This is a genomic window from Pseudomonas sp. RA_15y_Pfl2_54 (assembly GCF_963971015.1).
In the GTDB taxonomy this organism is placed as follows: domain Bacteria; phylum Pseudomonadota; class Gammaproteobacteria; order Pseudomonadales; family Pseudomonadaceae; genus Aquipseudomonas; species Aquipseudomonas baetica_A.
Window position 1 is genome coordinate 65,138 of record NZ_CAXAPN010000034.1, and the last position, 23,383, is coordinate 88,520.

At 56.9% G+C, this 23,383-nt stretch carries 25 protein-coding genes and 1 pseudogene; 14 read left to right on the forward strand and 12 right to left on the reverse strand.

Going from position 1 to position 23,383, the window contains the following annotated elements:
* Positions 1-286 precede the first annotated feature (286 nt).
* Positions 287-538 (forward strand): annotated as a pseudogene (locus tag AACY50_RS22750) (MFS transporter); the annotation flags it as partial.
* A 43-nt stretch (positions 539-581) separates the two neighbouring features.
* Here the strand turns inward: AACY50_RS22750 and AACY50_RS22755 are convergent.
* The 5 genes from AACY50_RS22755 to AACY50_RS22775 form a co-directional block, all read right to left on the reverse strand.
* Positions 582-812, reverse strand: a complete 231-nt coding sequence (locus AACY50_RS22755; RefSeq protein ID WP_339433020.1) for a hypothetical protein — start codon at positions 810-812, stop codon at positions 582-584.
* On the reverse strand, positions 809-1,738 hold the full coding sequence (locus AACY50_RS22760; protein WP_339433019.1) for a catalase family peroxidase: 930 nt from the start codon (positions 1,736-1,738) through the stop codon (positions 809-811). Before AACY50_RS22760 ends, AACY50_RS22755 begins: the two co-directional genes overlap by 4 nt.
* A 98-nt stretch (positions 1,739-1,836) precedes the next feature.
* Positions 1,837-3,294 (reverse strand): aldehyde dehydrogenase family protein, encoded by a 1,458-nt coding sequence (locus AACY50_RS22765; RefSeq protein WP_339433018.1) that lies wholly within the window; start codon positions 3,292-3,294, stop codon positions 1,837-1,839.
* A 19-nt stretch (positions 3,295-3,313) separates the two neighbouring features.
* On the reverse strand, positions 3,314-4,807 hold the full coding sequence (locus tag AACY50_RS22770) for a GMC family oxidoreductase (protein WP_339433017.1): 1,494 nt from the start codon (positions 4,805-4,807) through the stop codon (positions 3,314-3,316).
* A gap of 116 nt (positions 4,808-4,923) precedes the next feature.
* Positions 4,924-5,853: a LysR family transcriptional regulator gene (locus AACY50_RS22775; protein WP_339433016.1), complete on the reverse strand. Its 930-nt coding sequence runs from the start codon at positions 5,851-5,853 to the stop codon at positions 4,924-4,926.
* Between the two features lie 198 nt (positions 5,854-6,051).
* Between AACY50_RS22775 and AACY50_RS22780 the strand changes: the two genes are divergently transcribed.
* The 7 genes from AACY50_RS22780 (at position 6,052) to AACY50_RS22810 (ending at position 12,780) form a co-directional block, all read left to right on the forward strand.
* On the forward strand, positions 6,052-6,996 hold the full coding sequence (locus tag AACY50_RS22780) for a LysR substrate-binding domain-containing protein (protein WP_401137122.1): 945 nt from the start codon (positions 6,052-6,054) through the stop codon (positions 6,994-6,996).
* A 225-nt stretch (positions 6,997-7,221) separates the two neighbouring features.
* A complete protein-coding gene (locus AACY50_RS22785) occupies positions 7,222-7,440 on the forward strand; it encodes a hypothetical protein (RefSeq protein WP_339433014.1) in 219 nt (72 codons plus the stop codon).
* A 127-nt stretch (positions 7,441-7,567) separates the two neighbouring features.
* Complete coding sequence (locus AACY50_RS22790) at positions 7,568-8,008, forward strand: hypothetical protein (protein WP_339433013.1); 441 nt, start codon at positions 7,568-7,570, stop codon at positions 8,006-8,008.
* A 303-nt stretch (positions 8,009-8,311) separates the two neighbouring features.
* Positions 8,312-9,151, forward strand: a complete 840-nt coding sequence (yghU, locus tag AACY50_RS22795) for a glutathione-dependent disulfide-bond oxidoreductase (protein WP_339433012.1) — start codon at positions 8,312-8,314, stop codon at positions 9,149-9,151.
* Between the two features lie 186 nt (positions 9,152-9,337).
* Positions 9,338-10,579 (forward strand): cation:proton antiporter, encoded by a 1,242-nt coding sequence (locus tag AACY50_RS22800; protein ID WP_339433011.1) that lies wholly within the window; start codon positions 9,338-9,340, stop codon positions 10,577-10,579.
* A 167-nt stretch (positions 10,580-10,746) separates the two neighbouring features.
* On the forward strand, positions 10,747-11,940 hold the full coding sequence (locus tag AACY50_RS22805; RefSeq protein WP_339466038.1) for a GAF domain-containing sensor histidine kinase: 1,194 nt from the start codon (positions 10,747-10,749) through the stop codon (positions 11,938-11,940).
* 153 nt (positions 11,941-12,093) lie between these two features.
* Positions 12,094-12,780, forward strand: coding sequence for a phytanoyl-CoA dioxygenase family protein (locus tag AACY50_RS22810; protein ID WP_339433091.1), 687 nt, complete (start codon positions 12,094-12,096; stop codon positions 12,778-12,780).
* A 113-nt stretch (positions 12,781-12,893) separates the two neighbouring features.
* Here the strand turns inward: AACY50_RS22810 and AACY50_RS22815 are convergent, their stop codons facing one another.
* Both AACY50_RS22815 and AACY50_RS22820 read right to left on the reverse strand, forming a co-directional pair.
* Positions 12,894-13,235, reverse strand: coding sequence for a hypothetical protein (locus tag AACY50_RS22815; RefSeq protein ID WP_339539207.1), 342 nt, complete (start codon positions 13,233-13,235; stop codon positions 12,894-12,896).
* 86 nt (positions 13,236-13,321) lie between these two features.
* Positions 13,322-13,960: an ATPase gene (locus AACY50_RS22820; protein ID WP_339466041.1), complete on the reverse strand. Its 639-nt coding sequence runs from the start codon at positions 13,958-13,960 to the stop codon at positions 13,322-13,324.
* Positions 13,961-14,129: 169 nt separating this feature from the next.
* Between AACY50_RS22820 and AACY50_RS22825 the strand changes: the two genes are divergently transcribed.
* Together AACY50_RS22825 and AACY50_RS22830 are read left to right on the forward strand one after the other, a co-directional pair.
* On the forward strand, positions 14,130-14,378 hold the full coding sequence (locus AACY50_RS22825; RefSeq protein WP_339433007.1) for a hypothetical protein: 249 nt from the start codon (positions 14,130-14,132) through the stop codon (positions 14,376-14,378).
* Positions 14,379-14,513: 135 nt separating this feature from the next.
* Positions 14,514-15,008, forward strand: coding sequence for a PaaI family thioesterase (locus AACY50_RS22830; protein WP_339539208.1), 495 nt, complete (start codon positions 14,514-14,516; stop codon positions 15,006-15,008).
* Positions 15,009-15,187: 179 nt separating this feature from the next.
* On the opposite strand, the gene AACY50_RS22835 is transcribed toward AACY50_RS22830, so the two are convergent.
* Both AACY50_RS22835 and AACY50_RS22840 read right to left on the reverse strand, forming a co-directional pair.
* Complete coding sequence (locus tag AACY50_RS22835; protein ID WP_339466043.1) at positions 15,188-17,383, reverse strand: OsmC domain/YcaO domain-containing protein; 2,196 nt, start codon at positions 17,381-17,383, stop codon at positions 15,188-15,190.
* A 103-nt stretch (positions 17,384-17,486) separates the two neighbouring features.
* Positions 17,487-17,705: a hypothetical protein gene (locus AACY50_RS22840; RefSeq protein WP_339433004.1), complete on the reverse strand. Its 219-nt coding sequence runs from the start codon at positions 17,703-17,705 to the stop codon at positions 17,487-17,489.
* Between the two features lie 167 nt (positions 17,706-17,872).
* On the opposite strand from AACY50_RS22840, the gene AACY50_RS22845 reads away from it, so the two are divergent.
* Entirely contained in the window at positions 17,873-19,999 is a 2,127-nt protein-coding gene (locus AACY50_RS22845) for a TonB-dependent receptor family protein (protein ID WP_339539209.1), read from the forward strand.
* A 32-nt stretch (positions 20,000-20,031) separates the two neighbouring features.
* Positions 20,032-20,250: a hypothetical protein gene (locus AACY50_RS22850; protein WP_339496038.1), complete on the forward strand. Its 219-nt coding sequence runs from the start codon at positions 20,032-20,034 to the stop codon at positions 20,248-20,250.
* A 193-nt stretch (positions 20,251-20,443) separates the two neighbouring features.
* Here the strand turns inward: AACY50_RS22850 and AACY50_RS22855 are convergent, their stop codons facing one another.
* Positions 20,444-20,743: a hypothetical protein gene (locus AACY50_RS22855; protein WP_221732576.1), complete on the reverse strand. Its 300-nt coding sequence runs from the start codon at positions 20,741-20,743 to the stop codon at positions 20,444-20,446.
* Positions 20,744-20,921: 178 nt separating this feature from the next.
* Positions 20,922-21,365 (reverse strand): GNAT family acetyltransferase, encoded by a 444-nt coding sequence (locus tag AACY50_RS22860; RefSeq protein ID WP_339539210.1) that lies wholly within the window; start codon positions 21,363-21,365, stop codon positions 20,922-20,924.
* Positions 21,366-21,767: 402 nt separating this feature from the next.
* Between AACY50_RS22860 and AACY50_RS22865 the strand changes: the two genes are divergently transcribed.
* A complete protein-coding gene (locus AACY50_RS22865; protein ID WP_339539211.1) occupies positions 21,768-22,196 on the forward strand; it encodes an SPOR domain-containing protein in 429 nt (142 codons plus the stop codon).
* Positions 22,197-22,601: 405 nt separating this feature from the next.
* Positions 22,602-22,844 carry a hypothetical protein gene (locus AACY50_RS22870; protein WP_339539212.1) on the forward strand — a complete coding sequence of 81 codons (243 nt, stop codon included), beginning with the start codon at positions 22,602-22,604 and terminating at the stop codon, positions 22,842-22,844.
* 163 nt (positions 22,845-23,007) lie between these two features.
* On the opposite strand, the gene AACY50_RS22875 is transcribed toward AACY50_RS22870, so the two are convergent.
* On the reverse strand, positions 23,008-23,383 hold a 376-nt coding region (locus AACY50_RS22875; protein ID WP_339539213.1), incomplete at its 5' end, for an AAA family ATPase.

Consider the following 23,383-nt stretch of genomic DNA (forward strand, 5'->3'; position numbering starts at 1 on the left):
TCGATGGCGATCGGCAGCTATCGGCCGCCAACAAGCGATCTTTAATCGAATCCACAGACCAGAGTGCGACAAGCAGTCCACCCCACAGCGGCGACATCACCAAGGAGGAGCGCAAGGCCGTCTTCGCGCCCTCCCTCGGCACGGTGTTCGAGTGCTACGACTTTTACCTCTACGGCGCCGGCGTTCAAGAAGATGAAGGCCGAAGGCAAGGCGCCGAAACCGCCGCTGCCCGAATCGTTCACGCGCTGGAGCAACCCAAAGTGGTGATCAAGGCGTTGCTCGGCGGTACAGCACGATTGCGGCGTGGCTGGTCGAACTGTTCCCGACCCGCATCCGCTACACCTCGATGTCGCTGCCCTATCACATCGGCAACGCTTGGTTCAGCGGCTGCCTGCCAACGGTGGCGTTCGCCATGGTCGCGGCCACGGGCGATATCTATTGCGGGTTGTGGTATCCGAGCGTGATTGCGGTCAGGACCGCAATACTTGGCACATTCTTTCTGCCGCAACCCAAGGATCGCGACAGACTTAAAGACTGAGCCTGGCGCTCCGCCCTCCTGAACGGAGGGTGGGGCACAGGCCTCAGCGCAGCAACCAGCGTGACAACAGCCGAGCACTTAACGGCAACATCCAGTAAACCATGTTGAAAGAGATCAACCCGGCCACCGCGACTTTGAACAGCCACCCTGGCCAATGTAAATCCGCCAGTTCCAGCAACGTCGCCAAGCCCCAGGGCATGCTCACCGTTAGCGGCAATACCACCAGCCATGACAACACCCATTGTTTCCAGCGAGCGCCCGAATGGCTGCTCATGGTCGCTGGCGCCTGAGTACCGCCCGCTGATAAACCCGATCGCGCGCCAGCGTCATCGGATCACTACTGAGGTTGATACCGTCTGGCAAACGCGCCGGACTGAACGCCAGACGTTGCTGAGCGAGTTGCTGTGTCTCGGCTGGTTCCAGTGCAGCAAGACTGAAAATCCCCAGTTCAACTTCCTTATTCTGACGCGACCACGGGATTGAGCCATCTTCGACTGCGTCTCTCGACGCTGCCAGTTGCAGCACCAATCGCATCTTCAACGAGCCCTCGCTCAGTCGCGCGCTGATTTCCTCCTGCAAGTAATCAGCGGACATCGTGGCCGCCTGGGTGTCATTCAGCAATGGCTGCTTGAGTAGGGGTTCGATGCGGTAACGGCCAATTAGCTCATCGCCCTGACGATTGCTGAACACCAGTGCGTTGACACCGAAGTATTCGAGCCCCACATAGCTGCGCGGTGGCAGTTTGGGCGTTTCCAGAAAATGCTGCGCCCGTGGATGGTTCGCCAAAAAGGTTTGAAGTGGCTGGGGATCCGGCGGTGTTGCGACATTGGCGGCAATGCCTTGCAGAAATCTCAGGAAGTCTTCTGGCGTGGCGACCGGGAAGCCGTCGAACGAGTGCGTCACGATATCGGTGGCCTCGCCGCTCGGTAGGGTAAAACGCACTGCCAACCCTCTCGGGCTGGCCATCGGATCCCCGTCAGCGGTAGCCGGTACACCACTGAAGTTGGAGAACCTAAGCACCACTGGCACCGTTTGCCCTTGCAGGTGGGCAGCTCGACTGATTGAGCCGGCGACGCGCGAAGCCTTGAATGTGCCATTGAGCAATAGGCCTTTGGCATGGGTGGCCCTGAATCCGGGGTGACGGCCGAACGTAGCATTGAGCGCATCGAGCAAAGCGTCGTACAACCGCTCTTGGGGCATAGCGTTATCCCTTGTTTCATTGGCGAACAGGGCCGAGGACGTTGTCAGCGTCCCGGCCAACACTGCCCCAACCAGTAAGTGTTGCAATCGTATGGCGCTCATCCCTGACGCAGACCGGGATTGAGTGCGATGTGTTTGTACTCAATGAAATCATCCATGGCCGCCACACCATTGAGACGACCCTGCCCCGACTGTTTGAAACCGCCCTCCTCGAACTCATCGAACACCATGGCCCAATCGTTGACCCAGACAGTGCCGACCTCCAATTCGCGTGCTACTCGCAGCGAGCGATCGACATCGCGGGTCCAAACGCTGGCGGCCAGGCCGAACTCGCTGTTGTTGGCCATTTCGACCGCCTCGACCTCACTGTCAAAAACCTGCAAGGTCAGCACCGGTCCAAACGTTTCACGCTGGACGATGGCCATTTCGGGATCGCTGACACGCAACAGCGTCGGTCGATAAAATGCACCCTTGGCGAGCGGCCCATCGGTGATCGGGCCGCCGCGCACGATCACTTGCGCACCGGCGTCAATCGCCTCCTCGACCACTTGGTTGACGCGTTGCACGTTAGGCTTGTCGATCAACGGCCCCATTTCGCTGGTCGGATCCGCCGCAGGCCCCACACGCACCGCCTTAAGGCGTGCAGCCAGACGTTCAATCAGCTCGGCGGCGATATCACGCTGGACCAATAACCGCGAACCCGTCATACAGAACTGCCCGGCGAACACGGTCAGGGCTTTGAGCAACACCGGTACGGCCACATCGAGATCGGCATCGTTAAACACCAACATCGGCGTCTTGCCACCCAACTCCAGACCGAAGCGTTTGAGGTGTTGCGCACCCGCTGCCGAGATCGCGCGGCCCGTGCTGGTACTGCCGGTAAAACTGATCACCGGCACCTTGGGTGATTCAACCAGATGGATCGAACCCGCCGCTCCCAGTTCGCTGAACAAATTGATGACACCGCGAGGCAATGACCGCGCCTCACTCATGATCCGCGCGAGCAGCGCGTTGGTTTGAGCGGTCTGCCCCGGCATCTTGATTACCGTGGTGCAACCTGCGGCCAGCGCCGGGGCCAACGAACGAATCATCAATACCACCGGCGAATTCCACGGCACGATGATGCCCGCGACACCCACGGCCTGACGCAGCACCAGGGAAATCCTGCCGGGCTTCGGCTCCGCTGAACGTCCGTACTCAGCACGCACCATTGCAGCGTAATAGCGCAATTTAGGCGGCACCATGCGCACTTCGAATTCGGCTTCTGGACGAATCTTGCCGTTTTCCAGCGCCAACGTGTCTATCAGCTCTTCGGCATTGCGTTCAAAACCATCCGCCAGCTCCAACAGTACCGTGGCGCGCAGAGTGCGATCATCTTTCCAAGATGTTTGTGCAAACGAACGCAACGCTGCCTCAATGCCCTGCTGTGCCTCATAGGCACCGCCCTCAGCATATCGCCCGATCCGCTCATACGTCGCGGGGTTAATGGAATCTTTGTAAACGCCTGAATCGAGCCACAGGCCATCAATCCAGTTCAAAACAGGTGTGTTGTTCATGGAAGTCGAGTCCTGAAAATTAGGCGTAAAGCGCGGCGATTTTTTCCGCAACGGCGATCACGGTGATGTTGGTCGCAACTGATGGAACATCGGGAAAGATCGATGCGTCGACCACGCGAAGCCCTTGCAAGCCAATGACCTGCGCCTGCAAATCGACCACCGCATGTGAATCACCGGGCCTGCCCATCGGCGCGGTTGAGGTCGGGTGGTGATAGGTGTCCAGGCTCGCCCGGACACTCGCCAACAGCGCTTCGTCCGACTCAGTGCTCGGCCCCGGATTAAGCTCCGAGTGAATAAACGCGTTCAACGGTGCAGTGGCGCCAATCTTGCGGGCCAAGCGAATACCCTCAAGCAGGCGTTGGCGATCCTCAGGGTCGGCGAGAAAATTCAGGTCGATGCTAGGCGCCACGAGCGGATCACGGCTCGCCAGCGTTACGCTGCCTCGCGATTGCGGGCGGGTCAGTGCGACGGCGAGCACAAAGCCCACATGGGTCGGACTCTGATCGTGAGGAAATAGGTGCGTGGCGGTGATGTGCAGATCGAGTTCATCCTTTTCGGCTCGGCGGCTGCTGGTCCAGAGCTTGGCGCCGATGACCGGTGATTGTCGACCGATCAAATCCGCACGGGCTGCATAGGCGTTGTAATAGAAAGGGTGATCTATCAAACGCTGACCCACCGGAAGATCCGCTACCAGCGGAATCTGCAACGCGGCCAGATCGGCGGCAGGACCAACACCGGAGCGCAGCAGAATCGCCGCACTGCCATAACTACCCGCGCAAAGGATCACTTCACTGGCCAACAGTTGCGCGCCATCGCTCATTTGTACACCTATGGCACGTCGGCCCTCAAACAGTACTTTATCGACCAGACTGTCCGCCTGGATCTGCAGGTTACTGCGGGCTCGCACCTGTTCAGTGAGGTAGGCCATGCCGGTATTGATACGCACGCCGTCGACGATATTCATCGGGTACGGGCCGACGCCGTTCGCATCCGCGCCGTCAAAGTCATCGATGATCTTGTAGCCATAGGCGAACGTCGCCTGAATGAACGCTCGCTGCATTGGCGTGACGTCCAGATTGCTCAGTTGTTTAACCGGCAGCGGCCCCTCATGACCATGCAAAGCGCTGCCTCCACGACTGTGGCTCTCGAGTTTTTTGAATGCGGGCAACATGTCGTCATAACTCCACCCAGGTAGATCCCAGCGCGCGAAATCACTGGGGCGAGCACGAATCGCTACCGCGCCATTGATGGCAGAGCAGCCCCCCAAGACCTTGCCACGCAAAGCGCCGATGGGATGATCGATGTAACCGGGCTGGGTTTTGTAGCCCCATTCGAGCTCCGAACTGCTACTGGCCCCAACAATGTCGCTGCTGGTAACAACGTCGGGATAGTCGTTCGGCACAAAGCTTTTCCCGGCCTCAAGCAACAACACCTGACGCTGATTGCTCTCGCTCAATCGGCGAGCCAGCACTGCACCGGCCGAGCCCCCACCGACGATAATTACGTTCTTCATGCGTTTCTTCCCTGTCAGGCGCTAGAGATTGCGTCTGTTGGGGAAAGCATATGTAAGCCTTCAAAAGCTCATAAGCAGGCAAAAAGTGAATCCACGTTTCGTCAATTGCGAACGATTCAATCAGACTGACTTGCATGGGCTGCCAGCATTTGCTCCCACGCTGGCGGGTTGCCGATCTGCTCGCAGAGAAAGCCAGCCAGCGCCAGCAGCTTGGGCGATGCGCGCAATGAACGTCGGTACACCATGGAGATATTTCCTGCGCGTGGTGCATAGGTCGCCAGCACCTCTTGCAACTCGCCGGCCACAATCGCTTGAGCAGCCAGAAACGTCGGCAGGATCGCTAGCCCCATGCCTGCCTTGGCGGCTTCCATTAACTGATGTGCATTGTTGGTGCGCATGCGACAGCGCACGCGAAATGACTCCAGCGTGTTATTCACCGGCAACATCCACATGCCGTGGGGCTCACGGTTCACATAGAGCATGGCGAAATGACGGGACAGCTCCTGTGGGGTTTGTGGAATGCCATGCGTGGCTAGGTAGTCTGAGCTTGCGCAGATGATATGGCGGTTTGGCGTGATGGTTTTCGCCACCAGCGAAGAGTCCGGCAACTCGCCAATGCGGATAGCGGCATCGTAGCGTTCTTCGTGCAAATTGACGTGACGATCATCGAACTCGACGTCCAGCTGCAAATCGGGGTAGCGCACCGCGAAAGCAGACAGAATCGGCGTCAGATAACGAATGCTGAATGCCATCGGAGCGGCCAGTCGCAAACTGCCACGCAGGCTCGACTGCGAGGACAATACCGCGCCCTCCGCGTCGTCGACATCGGCCAGAATGCGCACGCAATAGCGATAAAACACATCGCCAGTTTCGGTCAGTCGCGCGCGTCGTCCGCGCTCAAGCAGAATACTGCCCAAACGCCTTTCCAGTTGCTGAAGGCGTTGGCTGACCATCGACTTGGCAATGCCCAAGCGTCGCGCGGCTTCGGAAATACTGCCGGTGTCGACCACCGTGACAAAAGAATGCATCTCACAGAGTTTGTTCAAGTTCAGATCCAGAGAAAACCGCAGCGCGGGCGAGCTGTTGACGTCGTCGATACCACTTGCCGACCTTACACATGCGGTCATCGAGCGGCTGCAATCTAATGTCCGCGCAGCTCGCGGCACCAGATACAAAAAACTGACTGGTGTTTCCCATACAAGGGACGATCAGACTTGTATAGTTGGTGCCTTCTGTCTCAATGGATGTCGACCGTGCTGGATCTCAATGACCTTCAGTACTTCGTTATGGTGGTGGATCACCGAGGCTTCGCGCCCACCGCACGTGCGCTGGGTATTCCGAAATCCAACCTAAGCCGACGGATCGCTCTACTTGAAGAACGGCTCGGCGTGCGCTTGATCATTCGTAACACCCGCCATTTTTCGGTCACCGAGCTGGGGCAAATCTACTATGCTCATTGCCGAGCAATGCTCAAGGAAGCTGAATCGGCGGAAGCTGCGATAGCGATGACCCACGCAGAGCCTGGCGGGGTCCTGCGGGTCACCTGCCCCACGGTGCTACTAGAGGAATGTGTCGGCGCAATCATCTCGCGCTTCATGGTCAAGCACCCGCGTGTGGAGGTGCATCTGGAAGCCAGTGATCGTCAGGTCGATGTGGTTGCCGAAGGCGTCGATCTGGCGTTGAGGGTCCGTCCCCTGCCCTTTCAAGATTCCAATCTGGTCAGCCGCGTCATGTCCCAACGCCCCCAATGTCTGGTAGCCAGCCCGAAGCTTTTGAGCCGCTTGGGTACACCCGACCGGCCAGAAGATCTGGCGCGTTTGCCCAGTGTTCATCACGGCAGTCCACAACGCGATTACAGCTGGACGCTGTTCCATGCTGACGGCTCGGAGTTCACCCACGCGCACCGACCGCTGCTCATTACCAAAGGCCTGCTGATGTTGCGTTGCGCGGCTATCGACAGTGTTGGTGTCGCGCAGATGCCAATGTCACTGGTACACGATTACATCGAGCGCGGGGATCTGGTCGTGGTTTTGCAGGATTGGGCACCCAGAACAGAAATGATTCATGCCGTATTTGCTTCAAGACAAGGCATGCTGCCGTCAACACGGCTACTGCTCGATTTCATACTTGAGCAATTTCGTCTACTGGATGACCCGATGCGAGGCATGAAAAAGATACCGCTTGCTTAATGGCTGGCTTCTGCTGCAAAACCTCGAGTGCAGACAAGCCGAGCAACGTTGCAAACAAGGTGTTTGGGCGCATGATGATATTCATCCCGACAGGGTCTGGTTAAAACAGATTTAGCCGTTGGAAAGGTGCAAAGTTTCTGCAACGTCGATTCAGCGATTTAAAGAAATATCGAACGCTAGCCTCAAACCGCCCCTCCAACGATTACACCCATGGAGGTCTGCGATATGAACAGCAATGACGACAAAACCATGAATGCCCAGCCCACCGACGCTTCCGGGAAACCGGTGAATGTGGTCGAACGTGATCTTGAAGACAAGGACGGTGACACCAGAGCCGTGGATGAGGTGATCACACCGACTTCGACCCGGGTCAAAGAGCAGGACGCGGAGACGTTAAAGCGCAAAACCGATGAGATTGAACGCAAGGTAGCGGACGGGAATTGATTTTTTCGCCGTATCAGGTGGATCTACCTCACCATCCTGGCCCCTCTCCGAGCATGAGCGCAGGGATCTGTGCGCTCATGCTCGCCCTTCTGCATCGCGGGTCTTCAACCTATTGAGTTGAATTACAGTGATTAAACCACGCTATGCCAAAGGCTCCGGCCAAGCGCCAGCGCACCTGGCATCGATCAACGCTGCAGACTCACAAACCGGCGACCTGGTTTTTGCCGGCGCTGTTGCCGGCCAGCGCCACGTTTCCTTCGCTTCGCATGCAGAGTTGCTGGCCATACTCAACGCCCTCATCCTCGAGCGGGTACCTTTTGCGGTCGGCGGCATGTGCCCGGGGCCGGCGGATGAAGTCGGCTTGCTGATCGCCAATAAAGAACTGGCCGGCCCTTACCTCGAGCTGTCCTGGACTGGCCCGCAGCAATGGCTTGTGCGCCAGATCGGATACGCCTCAAGCGAATGGCAACAAGTCCCTGACGCGTGTGAAATCGCCAATATTTCATTTAGTGAAGAAACTCTCATCAGAAACATACTGGCCCGCCATTCGGAAACGGACACCCGTTGAACATTTCGAGAAAAGCAGCTCGGCACCACTATGACCCAAAGCGTTACACCGCCCCATTCGCGCGAGGTCTCGACACTGTCCGCTTATTGTTGGGCCCGCGAGCCCGACTCCAGCGTCGAAACTGATACCCCCGATACAGCCGCAAAGCATCAGTGTCATAGCGGTATTGAGTTCAGATGCCCGGCAGAAGCGGTCTTTCACGCAGGCATTAGCTCAAGAAATGCGGAATTTTTTTGTGGCGTAAGCGACAAACACGCTACGGTGTCCCTCTGTTCTCAGCCAACAATCGACGAGACCAATGTCATGAGCAAAACGCCCTACGTTCCGCCCCTGGTCTGGAAAAACGAAGCGCCATCCGGCGGTCAGTTCGCCAGCATCAACCGCCCGACTGCCGGCCCGACGCATGAAAAGACGTTGCCGGTGGGCAAGCATCCGTTGCAGCTCTACTCGCTCGCCACGCCCAACGGCGTGAAGGTAACGATTCTGCTGGAGGAACTACTGGCGTTGGGGCATACCGCTGCCGAATATGACGCATGGCTGATCCGCATTAGCGAAGGCGATCAGTTCTCCAGCGGTTTTGTCGAGATCAATCCGAACTCGAAAATTCCTGCCCTGCTCGATCGCAGTGTCGAGCCGCCGATTCGGGTGTTCGAGTCGGGCGCGATCCTGCTCTACCTCGCAGAAAAATTCGGCGCCTTGCTGCCCAAAGATCCGGCAGGACGCACCGAGACGCTCAACTGGCTGTTCTGGCAGATGGGCGCAGCGCCTTATCTGGGTGGAGGATTCGGGCATTTCTATGCCTATGCGCCGGAGAAAATGGAGTACCCGATCAACCGCTTTACCATGGAAGCCAAGCGGCAACTGGATGTACTGGATCGGCGTCTTGCCCAAAGTCCTTACCTGGCCGGCGACAGCTACACCATCGCCGACATCGCGGTCTGGCCGTGGTACGGGCAACTGGTGCGCAACAATGTCTACTCGGCGGCGCAGTTTCTGGCCGCTCACGAATACACTCATGTGCAGCGCTGGGCAGAGGACATCGCCAAGCGGCCAGCGGTCATTCGTGGGCAGCGCGTCAATCGGACATGGGGCGATGAAGCGAGCCAGGTGCCCGAGCGACATCAGGCTGGCGATTTGAATTAAGCCACCGGCGCAACACTGCTCTGGTTAATGGCGGCCGATCAAAAACTCATTTGATCGGCCGCCCACGCAAACATTTACTCGCATCTTTCATGAGTGGCATTTGCGGGTGCCCATATGGCATCACGCAGAACGCAGAAGGTGCCAGTGTCCAACCCCCACCCGGTGCGCCTGGGAGACATCAAACCCATGCTGGACATCATTGCAATATTTCTCTGCATCACCGCGACCCTCGCCTACCTCAATCGTCGTTATGTGGGGCTGCCCCCGGCTATCGGCGTGATGGGCATTGCTTTGGGCCTCTCGCTATTGAACATGGCCTCTGATGCGCTGGGCTTTCACACGTTGCACACCATCGAACAATCATTGATCGAGTCCATCGACTTTTCCGAGTTACTGATGCAAGGCATGTTGTCCTTGCTGTTATTTGCAGGTGCATTGCATGTCAATTTGTCGGAACTGCGCTCCTACAAATGGCAAATTGCATGCCTGGCCGTCGTTGGTACAACCCTATCGACGCTGATCATCGGTTTTGGGCTCTGGGAACTGCTGTCCCTGACCAACCTTGAGTTACCCCTTGCATACTGCCTGGTGTTCGGCGCGCTGATTTCGCCAACCGACCCGATTGCGGTCATGGGCATCCTGGAATCAGCAGGTGCCCCCCGCAGTGTTGAGGTGGTGATTTCGGGTGAGTCGCTCTTTAACGATGGCGTCAGCGTTGTGCTGTTTTCGCTGATACTGGCAATGATTGCGAGCGGTGAAACGCCCTCTTTCAGCGGTGCATCGCTGGTTTTGCTGAGGGAAGCGGGTGGCGGCGCGCTTTTAGGAGCTGCAGTCGGGTACATCACGTACCGAATGCTCAAGAGTATCGACAGCTATCAGGAAGAGGTTCTCATCACGCTGGCCGCTGTGCTCGGCGGCTATGCCCTCGCCACGTCTTTGCATGTTTCGGGGCCATTGGCGATGGTGGTGATGGGATTGATCGTGGGGAACCAGGGACGCACCTACGCGATGTCTGAAAAAACCGAAAAAAACGTGGATATGTTTTGGGAGCTGATTGATGAAATTCTGAACGCGTTGCTGTTTGTACTCATTGGCCTGGAAGTTGTTCTGATTCAGTTCTCCAATCCTCTGATTGTCACGGGACTGATGGTGATCATGCTGACTTTATTCTCGCGGCTAATGACGGTCGGGGTTCCGATTGCAGTTCTGGGCGAACGTTTTCGGCTACCAAAGGGCTCATGGAGCGTGATGACGTGGGGCGGCCTGCGCGGCGGCATTTCGGTGGCGTTGGCGTTGACACTGCCGCCGGGAGAGGCTCGTGATGTCGTGGTATCGCTGACCTATTCGGTCGTGGTGTTTTCGATCCTGGTCCAGGGCATGTCCATAGGCAAACTGGTCAAACGCGTGATTCCATGCACCGACCGATGAAGTTCACGCCAGCCTTGGGCCGTGGCAAACAGGCCCATCCATCGCCATCTGAAGCGAAGGCACTGAGCTGAATTGCAAAAACCTCACACTCAGTCGGCCAACGCGCCTATTCGCCATGAGCGCCAATAAAAGATAGTCTTTGGCCCACATCCTTGAAGCGTCACCCCATGACCAATCCCGAGTTTTTACCCGACATTGAAGCCATCCGCAGCATTGACGCGGTGCCCGTGATCCTGCGCATGGTCAAACACCTGACCGGCATGCGCTTCGCGGCAGTTGCTCGCGTGACTGAAAGTCATTGGGTGGCGTGCGCTGTCGACGATTCGATTGATTTCGGCCTGCAACCCGGCGGCGAACTGATACTCGAATCGACCATCTGCCATGAGATCCGGCAACACAAGCAGCCGGTCATCTTCGGCAAGGCCAGCGAACACCCGGTCTTTTCACTTCATCACACACCGAAAACCTATGGGCTGGAGAGCTACATTTCCATTCCGATCGTTAAGGCCAATGGCGATTTTTTCGGGACGCTGTGTGCCATCGACTCACTCGCGGCCAATGTCGAGGAACCGGCCATTACCCAGACGCTCACACTGTTCGCGCAGTTGATTGCCATGAACCTCGACAGCCAACGCCACCTTCACGCCACCAGAACCGCGCTGGACACGGCCAATGAACTGGGCAGGCTGCGCGAGCAGTTCATCGCGGTACTGGGACATGACCTGCGAACGCCGTTAAGCGCCATTCGCATGAGTACCGATCTGCTGGAAACCAAAACCGAAGACAAGCGCTCACTGAAGTTGCTTTCGGCGATCCGCAAAAGCTCTGTGCGCATGGGTGTGCTGATCGAAAACATCCTCGATTTTGCCCGGGGACGGCTGGGTGGCGGGATTCCAGTCCAACGAAAACTGGTGGATGACTTGCAGCAAACACTGCTGATGACGCTTGAAGAGGTTCAGGCATCCCACCCGCACGCAACGTTCATTCACGCGCTGGACGTGCCGGCAGGGGTCTATTGCGACGCATTGCGTATCAGTCAATTGCTCTCCAATCTGCTGGGCAATGCAGTCACTCATGGCTCAACCACTGCACCGATCATCCTCAACGCCTATTCCGAGAGCAACGACATTGTCATTACGCTGACCAACCAGGGCACGCCGATTCCGGCGCAGTTGATGCCGCTGTTGTTCGAGCCCTTTTCCCGGTCCGAAGCCGGGCAGCGCTACGAGGGTTTGGGTCTAGGGCTCTATATCGCATCGCAGATTGCGGCGGCGCACAACGGTACCTTGAGCGTCACCTCGGACCTCGAAACGGGAACATGCTTTGCGGCGAGATTCCCGGCTCAGTTCAAATGGGCTTGACCAGGCGCCACGCACTTACGCCGTCTGAAGGAGATTCGTCAGGATCTCCGCCCCCTGATCGATAAACTGCGGCAACAGCGCCGCCGAGCGATCTGGCGCTTGAATCAGTCAATGGCTATACCTTCTGTGCTGCGACATCCTGCCGAGGAAACCATGACTGAGCGTGAACAACTGCATCGCGATGGCTATGCCCTGCTCCGACACGCCATCCCCACCGAATGGCTGAATGAGCTTCGCAGCGTGTTCGATGCGAACGTGATGCCCTCAGATCAGTGGCCAACCCCGCGAGGCGCTCAGTGGCGCCATTCACTATTGGACCTTGATCCAACGATTCAGGCTGTGTGTCGCTTGCCGCTGTTGCTGGCCGTGGCAGGCGAGCTGATCGCGCAACGGTTTTTCCTCGCGCAAGTGGAGGGTCGCGAACCGCTCGCGGGTAACGGATATCAACCGTTGCACCGCGACTTGTCGGCGCAACGGCCGGGCGACATGGTCAACGCTCTGGCTTTTTTCGACGACTACGGCCCTGAAAATGGCGCGACGCGTATCGTCCCCGGCAGCCACCGACCTGAGCCGGAGCCATCGCCCTTGGACTTCAATGATGAGTCGCGGTCTGTGCAGCTTTCAGGCGGCGCTGGTGACATTCTGGTGTTTGATGCGGATCTGGTGCACGCGGGCAGCCTGAACCTGAGCGGGGCACGCCGGCGTAGCGTCCTGATCAGCTTCCGTTCGGAGTCGTTGTATGCGTCGCATCTGCAAACCTTGAGCCTGCGAGCCGTGCGGATGGACACCCGCGAGCGCTTCGAACCTTGCGGCTTGTATTCATTCTCAGCGGGCACCTGATCGCCAGACAGCGAGCAAAAAAAAGCCCCGCGACCGAATGAAGGCGCGGGGCAAAAAATTGGTTGGTTGCGGCCAACCAAAGGAGCTCTTTTACATACGGCTACCGGGCGAAATCAGATGCAATCCTGAGCGGCCCGTTCAAAAGTCGATGGCAGGAAGTTCGAAGCCAGCAAGTGGCGCTCATAAAGAAACACCTTGCCGCCACTGCCGGCCTTGTAGGCTTCCAGTACGTTATCGGCCGCCACCTTGCTCGGCACCACGATCCGGAAGCTGCGCTGTGTCTGCGAGACGGTCGGGTTCAGCGCACTGCCCTGCAATTTCGGTACGACGCAATCGGCGTACTGTGCGGGCGTCTTGCTGGTCTGCAAGGTCAGGGTCGGGTCGTTTGGCGCGCTGACGCAACCACCGAGCAGCAAGGAGGCGAAGGCCATGGCTGGCACGAATAAAGAACGCATCGGTGTCATCCTGAAAATAAAAGTTCGGTTCAACCGGCAACGGTCCCGCTTGACGGCGTCGCCGTTGCCAATGATGTTTTAGGTGCTCAGCTCGCGGACACCAAGGCCTTGAGCGAGTTGTCGAACTGCTTCAACGCGCTGAGTTGCAAGTCACGTTGTTTCTCGATCTGCGCGGCAATTTGCAGCGGTGCCTGGTTGTGTACCCAGGCCGAGGGCAGTTGTTTTTCCACCGCGCCTTCAGCTTTGCCGATGTATTGCAGGTCGGCATCGTAGAAACGTGCAGTGAAACGCGCTTCGACCAGGCTGTTGCGTTGGGTCAACAAGCGATTGAACGTGTCGAGTTTGACCACAACATCCGGGTGCGCCTGCACCAAGGCATCGAGGCTGTCGTAAACGGTTACCGACAGAAACTGTTGTTGCAACGAACTCATCAACCAGTCGATGGCCAGTTCCGGATCAGAGCTTTCGACGAAAGCTTCGCGAATCCGCGAGTCGAGCGCATCTTTCGCGCCGTTGACCGCCATGGCGTGGTAACGCTCAAGGTATTGCAGGTTGTCCCGAGTGTTTTCGCTGTACAGCACACCGACGGTTTGCGAGCGCTGCAACGTGGCACTGCTGCCGGTAATCGATTGAAAGTGACACGAGCGGGCATCGTCTGCGTAGGTCGGTGCAGCGGCAGCGCTCATCAGCAGGGCGGCCAGTACCAGTCGGGTCAACGTGTTCATCGCGCAAATTCCTTGAGCTGCGTGTTCGATGGAGGCGATTTTCCGCGCATTGCCGACAAAGCAGAACTTGCGTTTCTTGATGGTCACTATTACTTCTAGCAATAGTTGCGCACCTTGCAGACTGATACACACTCAATACAAATAGAAAAACATGAATGAGGAGTCCTACTTGAGAACGTTTGACCTGATCCGCGACGCCGTTCTACCCGACTTTCGCGAGCGAGTGTCTGAATACCTGGTCCAGTACGAAAGCGTATTGCTGGATAAAACCATCTCCGATCCGCAGTACATCCGCGATACCGCCCATCAGTTGCGCGGTTATCTGCGCGGTCTGAACACCACGCGGGTATTGGGGATGGCGTATTGGGAGGAACTTGATCGACGGGTTGTCGATACGTGGCTCGCTCCCGAGCAATGACCTGCGGTGCCGATGTGCTGCACATCAATACGCGTTCGGCGAAAACGGCCCTAACGCTTACAATCGCCCCTCCGACCGGCCTTGCAAGAAATGCCTGCGTCTGACCGGACTCACCACGCCAGGATGACCAACCCCATGTCCAGCCTCGACACCTCCCTGCAAGACAGCGCCGCGCCTGAAGGCGTTTGCTACGGCTGCGGCGGCCGCAATCCGCACGGGTTGCACATCAAAAGCCACTGGCATGAAGACGGCGTGCATGTCCTCGCCGAGCATGTACCGGACGCCAAATACTATGGTTGGCCGGACCTGGTCTACGGCGGTTTGATCGCGATGCTGGTCGACTGCCATTCCAACTGGACGGCAATGGCCTATCACTACCGTGCGCAAAATCGCGAGCCCGGCACCCTGCCCCGCATTGACTGCGTGACCGGCAATCTCGGCATCAAGTTCATCAAACCGACGCCGATGGGCATCGCGCTGACCTTACGGGCAAAAGTCGAAGGTGAAGTCGGGCGCAAGACCCGGGTGATCTGCGAGGTGTTTGCGGGGGAGGTGCTGACAGCGGTGGGTGACTCGGTGTTTGTGCGGGTTGATACGGGGCAATTGGCCGATGCTGCGCATGGTCGCTAAGTATTGGCGGCTGGAAGAAGTGCCAATGCGTATGAAAGAGCAAGTGACCCTTTTCCTGCGCGCAATCGGCGGTGGTGACCTTGAATTGAAGTGACCCGATTCGACCTGATCAGACCGTCAACCGGTGGCAAGGAAGCTTGCTCCCTCGCCACCGGTCATCACGGCCACGGTTTACAGGATCAGCCCTTCACATTTGCCCGCGCCGAATGCAGCTTCTTGTAGCTCTCGATCAGACGCAAATGCCGATCCAGACCTTCCAGTTTCATACTGGTTGGCGTCAGACCATAGAAGCGCACGCTGCCGTTTACCGAACCGATCGCCGCGTCCATCCGCTCGTGACCGAACATACGGCGGAAGTTGGCTTCGTAATCGGCCAGTTCCAGGTCTTCGTCGAGCTCCATTTCCAACACCACGTTCACGGCTTGATAAAACAGGCCGCGCTCAACGGTGTTGTCGTTGTATTGCAGGAAGGCTTCGACCAGATCTTTGGCCTGATCAAACTTCTGCAAGGCGAGGTAGATCAGCAGGCGCAGCTCAAGAATCGTCAGCTTGCCCCACGGCGTGTTGTCGTCGAACTCGATGCCGATCAGCGTGGTGATATCGGTGTAGTCGTCCAGCTCGCTTTTTTCCAGGCCCGTCGCCAGGTTTCGCAGGCCGACTTTGCTCAGGTTGTGCAGGTTGAGGATATCGGCGCGAAATTGCAGGGCTTTGTTGGTGTTATCCCAGATCAGGTCTTCGACCGGATAGATTTCCGAGTAGCCCGGCACCAGGATGCGGCAGGCCTTGGCGCCAATGTGCTCGTAGACCGCCATGTAGGCTTCTTTGCCCATGTCTTGGAGGATGCCGAACAGTGTGGCGGCTTCTTCGCCATTGGAGTCTTCACCTTGGCCGGAGAAGTCCCACTCGACGAATTCGAAGTCCGGTTTGGCGCTGAAAAACCGCCACGACACCACACCGCTTGAGTCAATGAAATGCTCGACGAAGTTGTTCGGCTCCGTCACGGCCTGCCCCGAGAAGGTCGGCTGCGGCAAGTCGTTCAGGCCTTCGAAACTGCGCCCTTGCAGCAATTCGGTCAGGCTGCGCTCCAGCGCGATTTCAAGGCTCGGGTGCGCGCCAAACGACGCGAACACGCCGCCGGTGCGCGGGTTCATCAAGGTGACGCACATCACCGGGAATTCACCGCCCAGCGACGCATCCTTGACCAGTACCGGGAAACCCTGCTCTTCCAGTGCCTTGATACCGGCCAGAATGCTTGGGTATTTCTCCAGCACGTCCTGCGGTACATCCGGCAGCGCCATTTCGCCTTCGAGGATTTCGCGCTTGACGGCGCGCTCAAAGATTTCCGACAGGCACTGCACTTGCGCTTCAGCCAAGGTGTTGCCGGCGCTCATGCCGTTGCTGAGGAACAGGTTTTCAATCAGGTTGGACGGGAAGTACACCACTTCATTGTCCGACTGGCGCACAAACGGCAGCGAGCAGATGCCGCGCTGAGTGTTGCCGGAGTTGGTGTCGATCAGGTTCGAACCACGCAACTCGTCATCGCGGTTGTAGATATCGAGGCAGTAGGGGTCGAGGATTTCACTCGGCAATTCGTCTTTCGGTCCGGGCTTGAACCAGCGTTCGTCCGGGTAATGCACGAACGGCGCATTGGCGATCTCTTCGCCCCAGAACTGATCGTTGTAGAAGAAGTTGCAGTTCAGGCGCTCGATGAACTCGCCCAGTGCCGAGGCCAGTGCGCCTTCTTTGGTCGCGCCCTTGCCATTGGTGAAACACATCGGTGACTGAGCATCGCGAATGTGCAGCGACCAGACGTTGGGAACGATGTTGCGCCACGAAGCGATTTCAATCTTCATGCCCAGGTCGGCAAGGATCCCCGACATGTTGGCGATGGTCTGCTCCAGCGGCAGGTCCTTGCCGGCAATGTAAGTGCCCGCCTGCGAATCCGACATCGGCATCAGCAATGCCTGAGCATCGGCATCGAGGCTTTCGACCTCTTCGATGATGAACTCAGGACCGGTCTGTACGACTTTCTTCACCGTGCAACGGTCGATCGAGCGCAGGATGCCCTGGCGATCCTTGTCGGAGATGTCCGCCGGCAATTCAACCTGGATCTTGAAGATCTGGTTGTAGCGGTTTTCCGGGTCGACGATGTTGTTCTGCGACAGGCGAATGTTATCGGTAGGAATGTTGCGGGTGTCGCAGTACAACTTCACAAAGTAAGCCGCGCACAGGGCCGACGACGCGAGGAAGTAGTCGAACGGCCCCGGTGCCGAGCCATCGCCCTTGTAGCGAATGGGCTGATCGGCGATCACCGTGAAGTCGTCGAACTTGGCTTCAAGTCGAAGGTTGTCGAGAAAGTTGACCTTGATTTCCATGCGGGATTACCAGAATACGGCTAAACGAATGGCGGCCATTATCCGGTTTTTGAGCGGGAAGTCTTGTGCTTTCGGGGTTGGCCGCCAGGTGGCGTCACCCAATCTATTGGCCTTGTGCCCGGCCTACGCCCTTGGTGAATACGCTGCCCGCATCCCGTACCAACTGCCGCCACTCGGTGCTGCTGATCAGTCCTTGTGCCTCCATATTGTCGGCGGCCTTGAGCAACTCGTCATACTGCTGCTCCGGGTCCATCTGCGAGTTCGCCTGAGTCGCCAGTTCGCGCCACGCTGACAGTAATTCTTTCTTTCGCTGCTCGAACATTGGGTGATCTCGTTTGGGACTTGCTAGATAGAAACAAGGGACACCCCTCCGGTTCAGCGCAGTCGACGGGCGGCGTCCTGGGCAAAAACCGAATCGCCATGTGTTTCCTTCGTTCTTTCTTGCGTCGCACTGTTCATTGCCCGTTTCTCTTTGCTGGAGTTCTCTCGATGCCCTCGCCTAAATCCCTGCCCACTGCCCTGCTGAGCCTGGCCCTCGCCTGCCCGGCCATGGCCGAGACTCAAGGCATTGAGTTGGGACAGGTACTGATTTCGGCAGAGGATCGCAGCGCTACGCACGCTTCTGTTGAAGACGCCAAGGCCCGCTTGGAGCAAGTGCCCGGCGGCACCAACGTGGTCGACATGCGTCAACCGTTGCAAGGTCGTGTGGCGAGCAATCAGGATGTGCTGGCTTATCAGCCGGGGGTTTACGCGCAGTCGGCGGGCAATGAAGGCGTGAAGATTTCAATCCGTGGCTCGGGCATCAACCGCGCACCGGGCGCCCATGCGTCGGGGCTGTACACGATGCTCGACGGCCTGCCTCTCACCGGCCCCGGCGGCACACCGTACGAATTGCTCGAACCGTTGTGGGTCGACCATGTGCAAGTGCTGCGCGGGGCCAACGGTTTTGATCGTGGTTCGCTGGCGCTGGGCGGTGCCATCGATTACGTCAGCCACACCGGCTACGACGCGCCGACACTGCAAGTGCGTTACGCCACCGGTAGCCATGGCTATCAGCAGCGTCAGGTCAGTTCCGGACAAGTGCTGGGCGACTTCGATTACTACCTATCGCTGACCGACTCGAACGCCGACGGCTATCAGGATCACACCGCCAGCGAGAGCAAAGGCGTGATCGCCAACGTCGGTTATCGCTTCAACCCGAACCTGGAAACGCGGTTCTACATCCGCTACCGCGAGACCGACAACGACCTCGCCGGGCGCGTGACCAAGCACGTCATCGAACACGATCCTCGCGCGGCCAACCCGGCTTACGTGTCCCGCGACGACAGCCGCAAACAGCCAGGCAGCACCTTCATCGGCAACAAAACCACGTTCTACATCGACGACGATTCGAGCATCCAGACCGGTCTCGTCTACCACGATTACCCGATGGACCTGCGCGAAGGCCCCAACCGCCTGAAGGTCGCCTACACCGACGTCAGCGGCACCTTCGACTACAAGCGCCGCGACACCCTGTTTGGCATGGAAAGCCGCAGCAGCGTTGGCCTGCGCGTTACCAAACACCTGCCCAACGACGGCGCCAGTGAATTTGTACGAATCCCCACCGGTAATACGGCCCACTACGCGCCCGGCACGCGCATGCGCAACTTCACTTATCAGGGTTCGGACACCGTTCTGCATGTTGGCAACGACCTGGAAATCGCCGACGACCTGTGGCTGACCACCGGCCTCGCCGCCATCTACACCCGTCGCGAAAGTGCCGTCACCTACCCCGAGGGGGGTGGCAAAACCAGCATGAACGACTGGGACTACGCCCCGCGCCTCGGGCTGCGTTACCAGATCACGCCTGAGGTGCAAGTGTTCGGCAACCTCAGTCGCGCGGTCGAGGCGCCGCACCCGTGGTCGCTGATCTACAGTTCCAACGTGCGCTTCCCGGCGGGTAACGGCGCCGCCACCGGCACCCAGAAAGACCCGATCAAACTGCAAAACCAGACCGCCACCACCCTGGAACTCGGCGGACGCGGCGACAGCGTCCTCGGCGAATGGAGCCTGGCCTGGTACTACGCGCAAGTGCGTCACGAATTGCTGTCGGTGCTGCCGGACGCCAACGCGGTAACGCCTTACGAACTCAATGCCAGCCCGACCATCCACCAAGGCGTCGAAGCCAGCCTGAACAGCAAACTCTGGTCAGCCGCCGATGGCCGACAGTTGAGCCTGCGTCAGGCATACACCTTCAGCGACTTCCACTATCGCGATGATGATCGTTTTGGCGACAACCGTTTGCCGGGGCTGCCGATGCACTACTACCAAGGGGCGTTGCGTTACGACTGGCCGCAGGGGTTCTTCGCTGCTGTGAATACGCAACTGGTGTCAAAAGTAGCGGTGGATTACGCCAACAGCTACTACGCCGATCCGTATGCGCTGTTTGGCGCAACTGTGGGTTACAACGCGCCGAAGGGTGACTGGCAGACTTGGGTGGATATGCGCAATCTGACCAACAAGCGCTATGCGGCGACGGTCACGCCGGGGTATGACGACAAAGGGCTGGATGCTGCGCGGTCGACGCCGGGTGAAGGGATGGGGGTTTATGTCGGGGTTTCGTGGAGTTTGCTCTGAAGCCAATCAGCGGACTAATGAGTGAGGTGCGGATGGAGCGCCAATCAAAACTGGAAATCGAGCGCGCCGCCTATGACAACTTCCTCCGTCTTTGGGATCTCGGCGAGTTCGAGGGCCAGCGTTTTGGCCAGGCTTTCTATAACCACTTCCGCTTGCATCGAATTACCGATCAGACGCTTTTGCACCGGCTCTACAATACTGACGGCAAACAGGCGCTAAAGGTAATTGGCAGCGTATTTCAGATCCCGTAAGCCTTAGAATATTCAGGCTTGGCATGCATTGAATGTAATACGCACTTTGCTCGAAATAAAAACTGCCCGACCAGCCGTTGTAAAAACAAGTTCTCAAGCAAAACCAGAGCAATTAAGCAATCAGGAAAACCCTTAAGTGGGCCTTGATAAAAAAGAGCGCGTGCGAGTCAATAGAAACCACGCGCCTCCTTGTTTAGTGCAGATTAAGCAATGCAAACAGTCCGACGATTACCATGAGTACCGAGAGGTACTGCATGGGCACAAAAAACAACGTGTGCTTTTTGCGAAAAACCACTTCGCCACCGGTGGCTGGATCAATATAGGTTTTGCCGGGTGCATTATTCAGCTTGTGGCCAATATAAGCGTTGGCAGCCGCCGCAACCAGTAAACCGATACCGACACCAAGACCATTGGGAAGCCCGGCGAAAGATATCAAGCCCACCAAAGGAAAAAGAATAGAAAGGATGCCCCAGCCTTGCCAGATAAGAAACATAACGTGTCCCTGTTAATTTTTAAGGCGCGCAATCTAACAACAATCAGCCGCCTCAGCAACATCTAGCAATATATTATGCAGATCACAGCGATCATTGCTTTCCGAGAGCCGCCAAAGACACTAAAGCGTCCCGTTTTTACGCACTGTTCCTCGCTCTTCGGCTTTGGCAGAGCGTAATTTACTCCCTGGGTATCGTGATATTCGACTCGATCTTCTTCCCCATACTGATGCGCGGTTCGGTCGAGTAGCCCAGAGACTCGTAGAAGCTTTTGACGCTTTCATTTGTGCTGACGATCTGTAGATTGATTTTCATACAGCCACGCAGGATCAAGGCGTTCTCAGCATGATGTACAAGTTTTGCGCCCAAGCCTTTTCTACGATGGACCGGATGCACTGCAACCGCATACAACCACCCACGATGGCCGTCGTACCCCGCAAGAACGGTACCGACAACCTCATCCCCTGCCAGCGCCACAAAAAAAAGCCCATCCGTAACGGCCAGTTTTTTGTCTATGACAAGGCTGGGGGTGTTATGCGCGGTTTCGTAGCCGAAAACAGCTTCCCATAGCGCCATGACGGCGACGCGATGGTGCTCATTTGAGTAGTTGGCAATAACATCCATGGCGCAGCCCCTGAGTCGAATGGGACGACGCTATCTCTCTGTGAAGCCTTTGTCCATTGGCCTCGTTGGGTCAAAAGCGGCTCAATGCCGACAGAGTGCTCCGTGTCATTGCATGGATTTGACCACACTTTTGCACTCGACTTGATCTGTTGCTTGCGTCGTATTTGACCTGCACGATTCGTGGCCTTGACCGGCAGAGGTCGGCCAAAAGCAGACCATGGACACGCTGCTAATGCGCCAGTAATGTGTGCCCAAATCATGTCGCGTTACCTCACATCTGTTGCGTTTCTGGCGCGACACTCAAGCCGAACAAGGGTTACACATGGACAAGGAACGTTATCAGACGCAAACAGCGGAAAATATTATGCCACTTGTGTCGTCTACTTATAGTCAGGCATAGCCATGAATACCTTCGAAACGAATGAAAAGTTAATTGCCGAAGGCTGCAGCACTCAAAACTTCGCAATCAACAGCATTGGAAGTGACGGGTATTGCCTATGCAATACAAATGGTTTTTGGTCAGTTTTTTATACGGAGCGCGGGATAGATCACCCTCCAATATTCAGCTCGATATCCGAAGAAGAAGCTTGTAAATTTTTCTATGACCACGTTATGAAAATGGAGCATTGGCACCTCGTAGGCTTTTACAAGGACAACAACTTGGTAGAAGCCATGGAATCTAAGCTTTCTAACCTTGGAATCCGATTTGTGCGCAATGACATACCTGCATACCAAGCACAAAACGACCCAAGATTTCGGATATTTATAGTGGGTAAAGATATTTTCAGATTCAAGGATGTATTCGGTGAGCCGTATATCAGCTATGCCTAACAAGGCGCTGAAATCGCTCATTTCATTCGCTGGGACGGCGCGCCGCCCCCCCGCTTAGTTTACTCGTTGGTCAGCGTCCGCTATGGGTCCAGGCTGTGTGAAAACGTTTTAGAGCTAGTTTGAACGTCAGAACCGCAACGAAAATCGCGTTCCTACACAAATTTCAGGTCTGCTGACCAACCAAACGTTGGCAGATTTTACGTAGCAACGCAGACTTCACAACGGTGCATGCGTTTTCACACAGCCTGGGTCGATGTCTGCCCTTCGCGACGGGCAGACATCGGCCAAGAGCGGACGTACAGCCCACTACTTTTCATCAGCCAGAAGCTGCCGGCAGAAGGTAACCTTGAAAAGGATTTACACTCGCTTGGCTGTGTCCTAGACGTCAACTTACGGAACAGATTCGTGCAAATTCATATTATCTACACCCGAACAGGCATGTTGCTCTCCAAGCATCCTTACCAATCATGGATAGAAATTCAAGATCAATACCCTGACTACATGACTTCGCTCGGCCCTTGGGAAGAAGAGACGGTCATCGAATACCTTGCAGATGAATACCCAGAGCTTTTCCCGCATCCGCAAGAGCAAGTCATTGCGTTCATAGCGGATACTCCAGAGGCAAGAGTGCTTACTTTTGCCGCGTAGATCATCTTGGCGACCATTCTCAGATACTCGCTCTCGACGTCCGCTATGGGTCGAAAGCAGCTTTTCTTTACTGACGGCTTCTGGCCGGTCGCTGCCTATCATGAAGGGCAGCAACCGGCCAAAAGCGGACTTTTTAGATAATTTGCTCAGGTGTCACTGCCCTTCAGAAGCGGTGAATTTTAATATGGATTCCCTCATCTGCATCCGGAGCACGAAAGTAGCTCGTGATCAAATCGAACTCAGCGTCGCTTGCTGCAAACTCATGCTCTGCGCGGCCATTGCGCTGATGTAGCCGGCCCCGACAGGTCTCATCATCCACTTCGATGTAGTGGAAACAGTGGGGAATTTCGGCTGCGTCAGCCAAACCGCATAACCATTGCCGATCCTCTGGAGTGTTGGCCGGGAAATCCAAAATCACAGTCACGCCCGCCTTCAGCAAATCGGTGACAAGCGGGCCCACCAGTGCCCGAATCTGACGTGCAAGCCGCACGTAATCGGCCACTGAATGGATCTGGTCAGGATAAAGCCTTGAAAGCCAA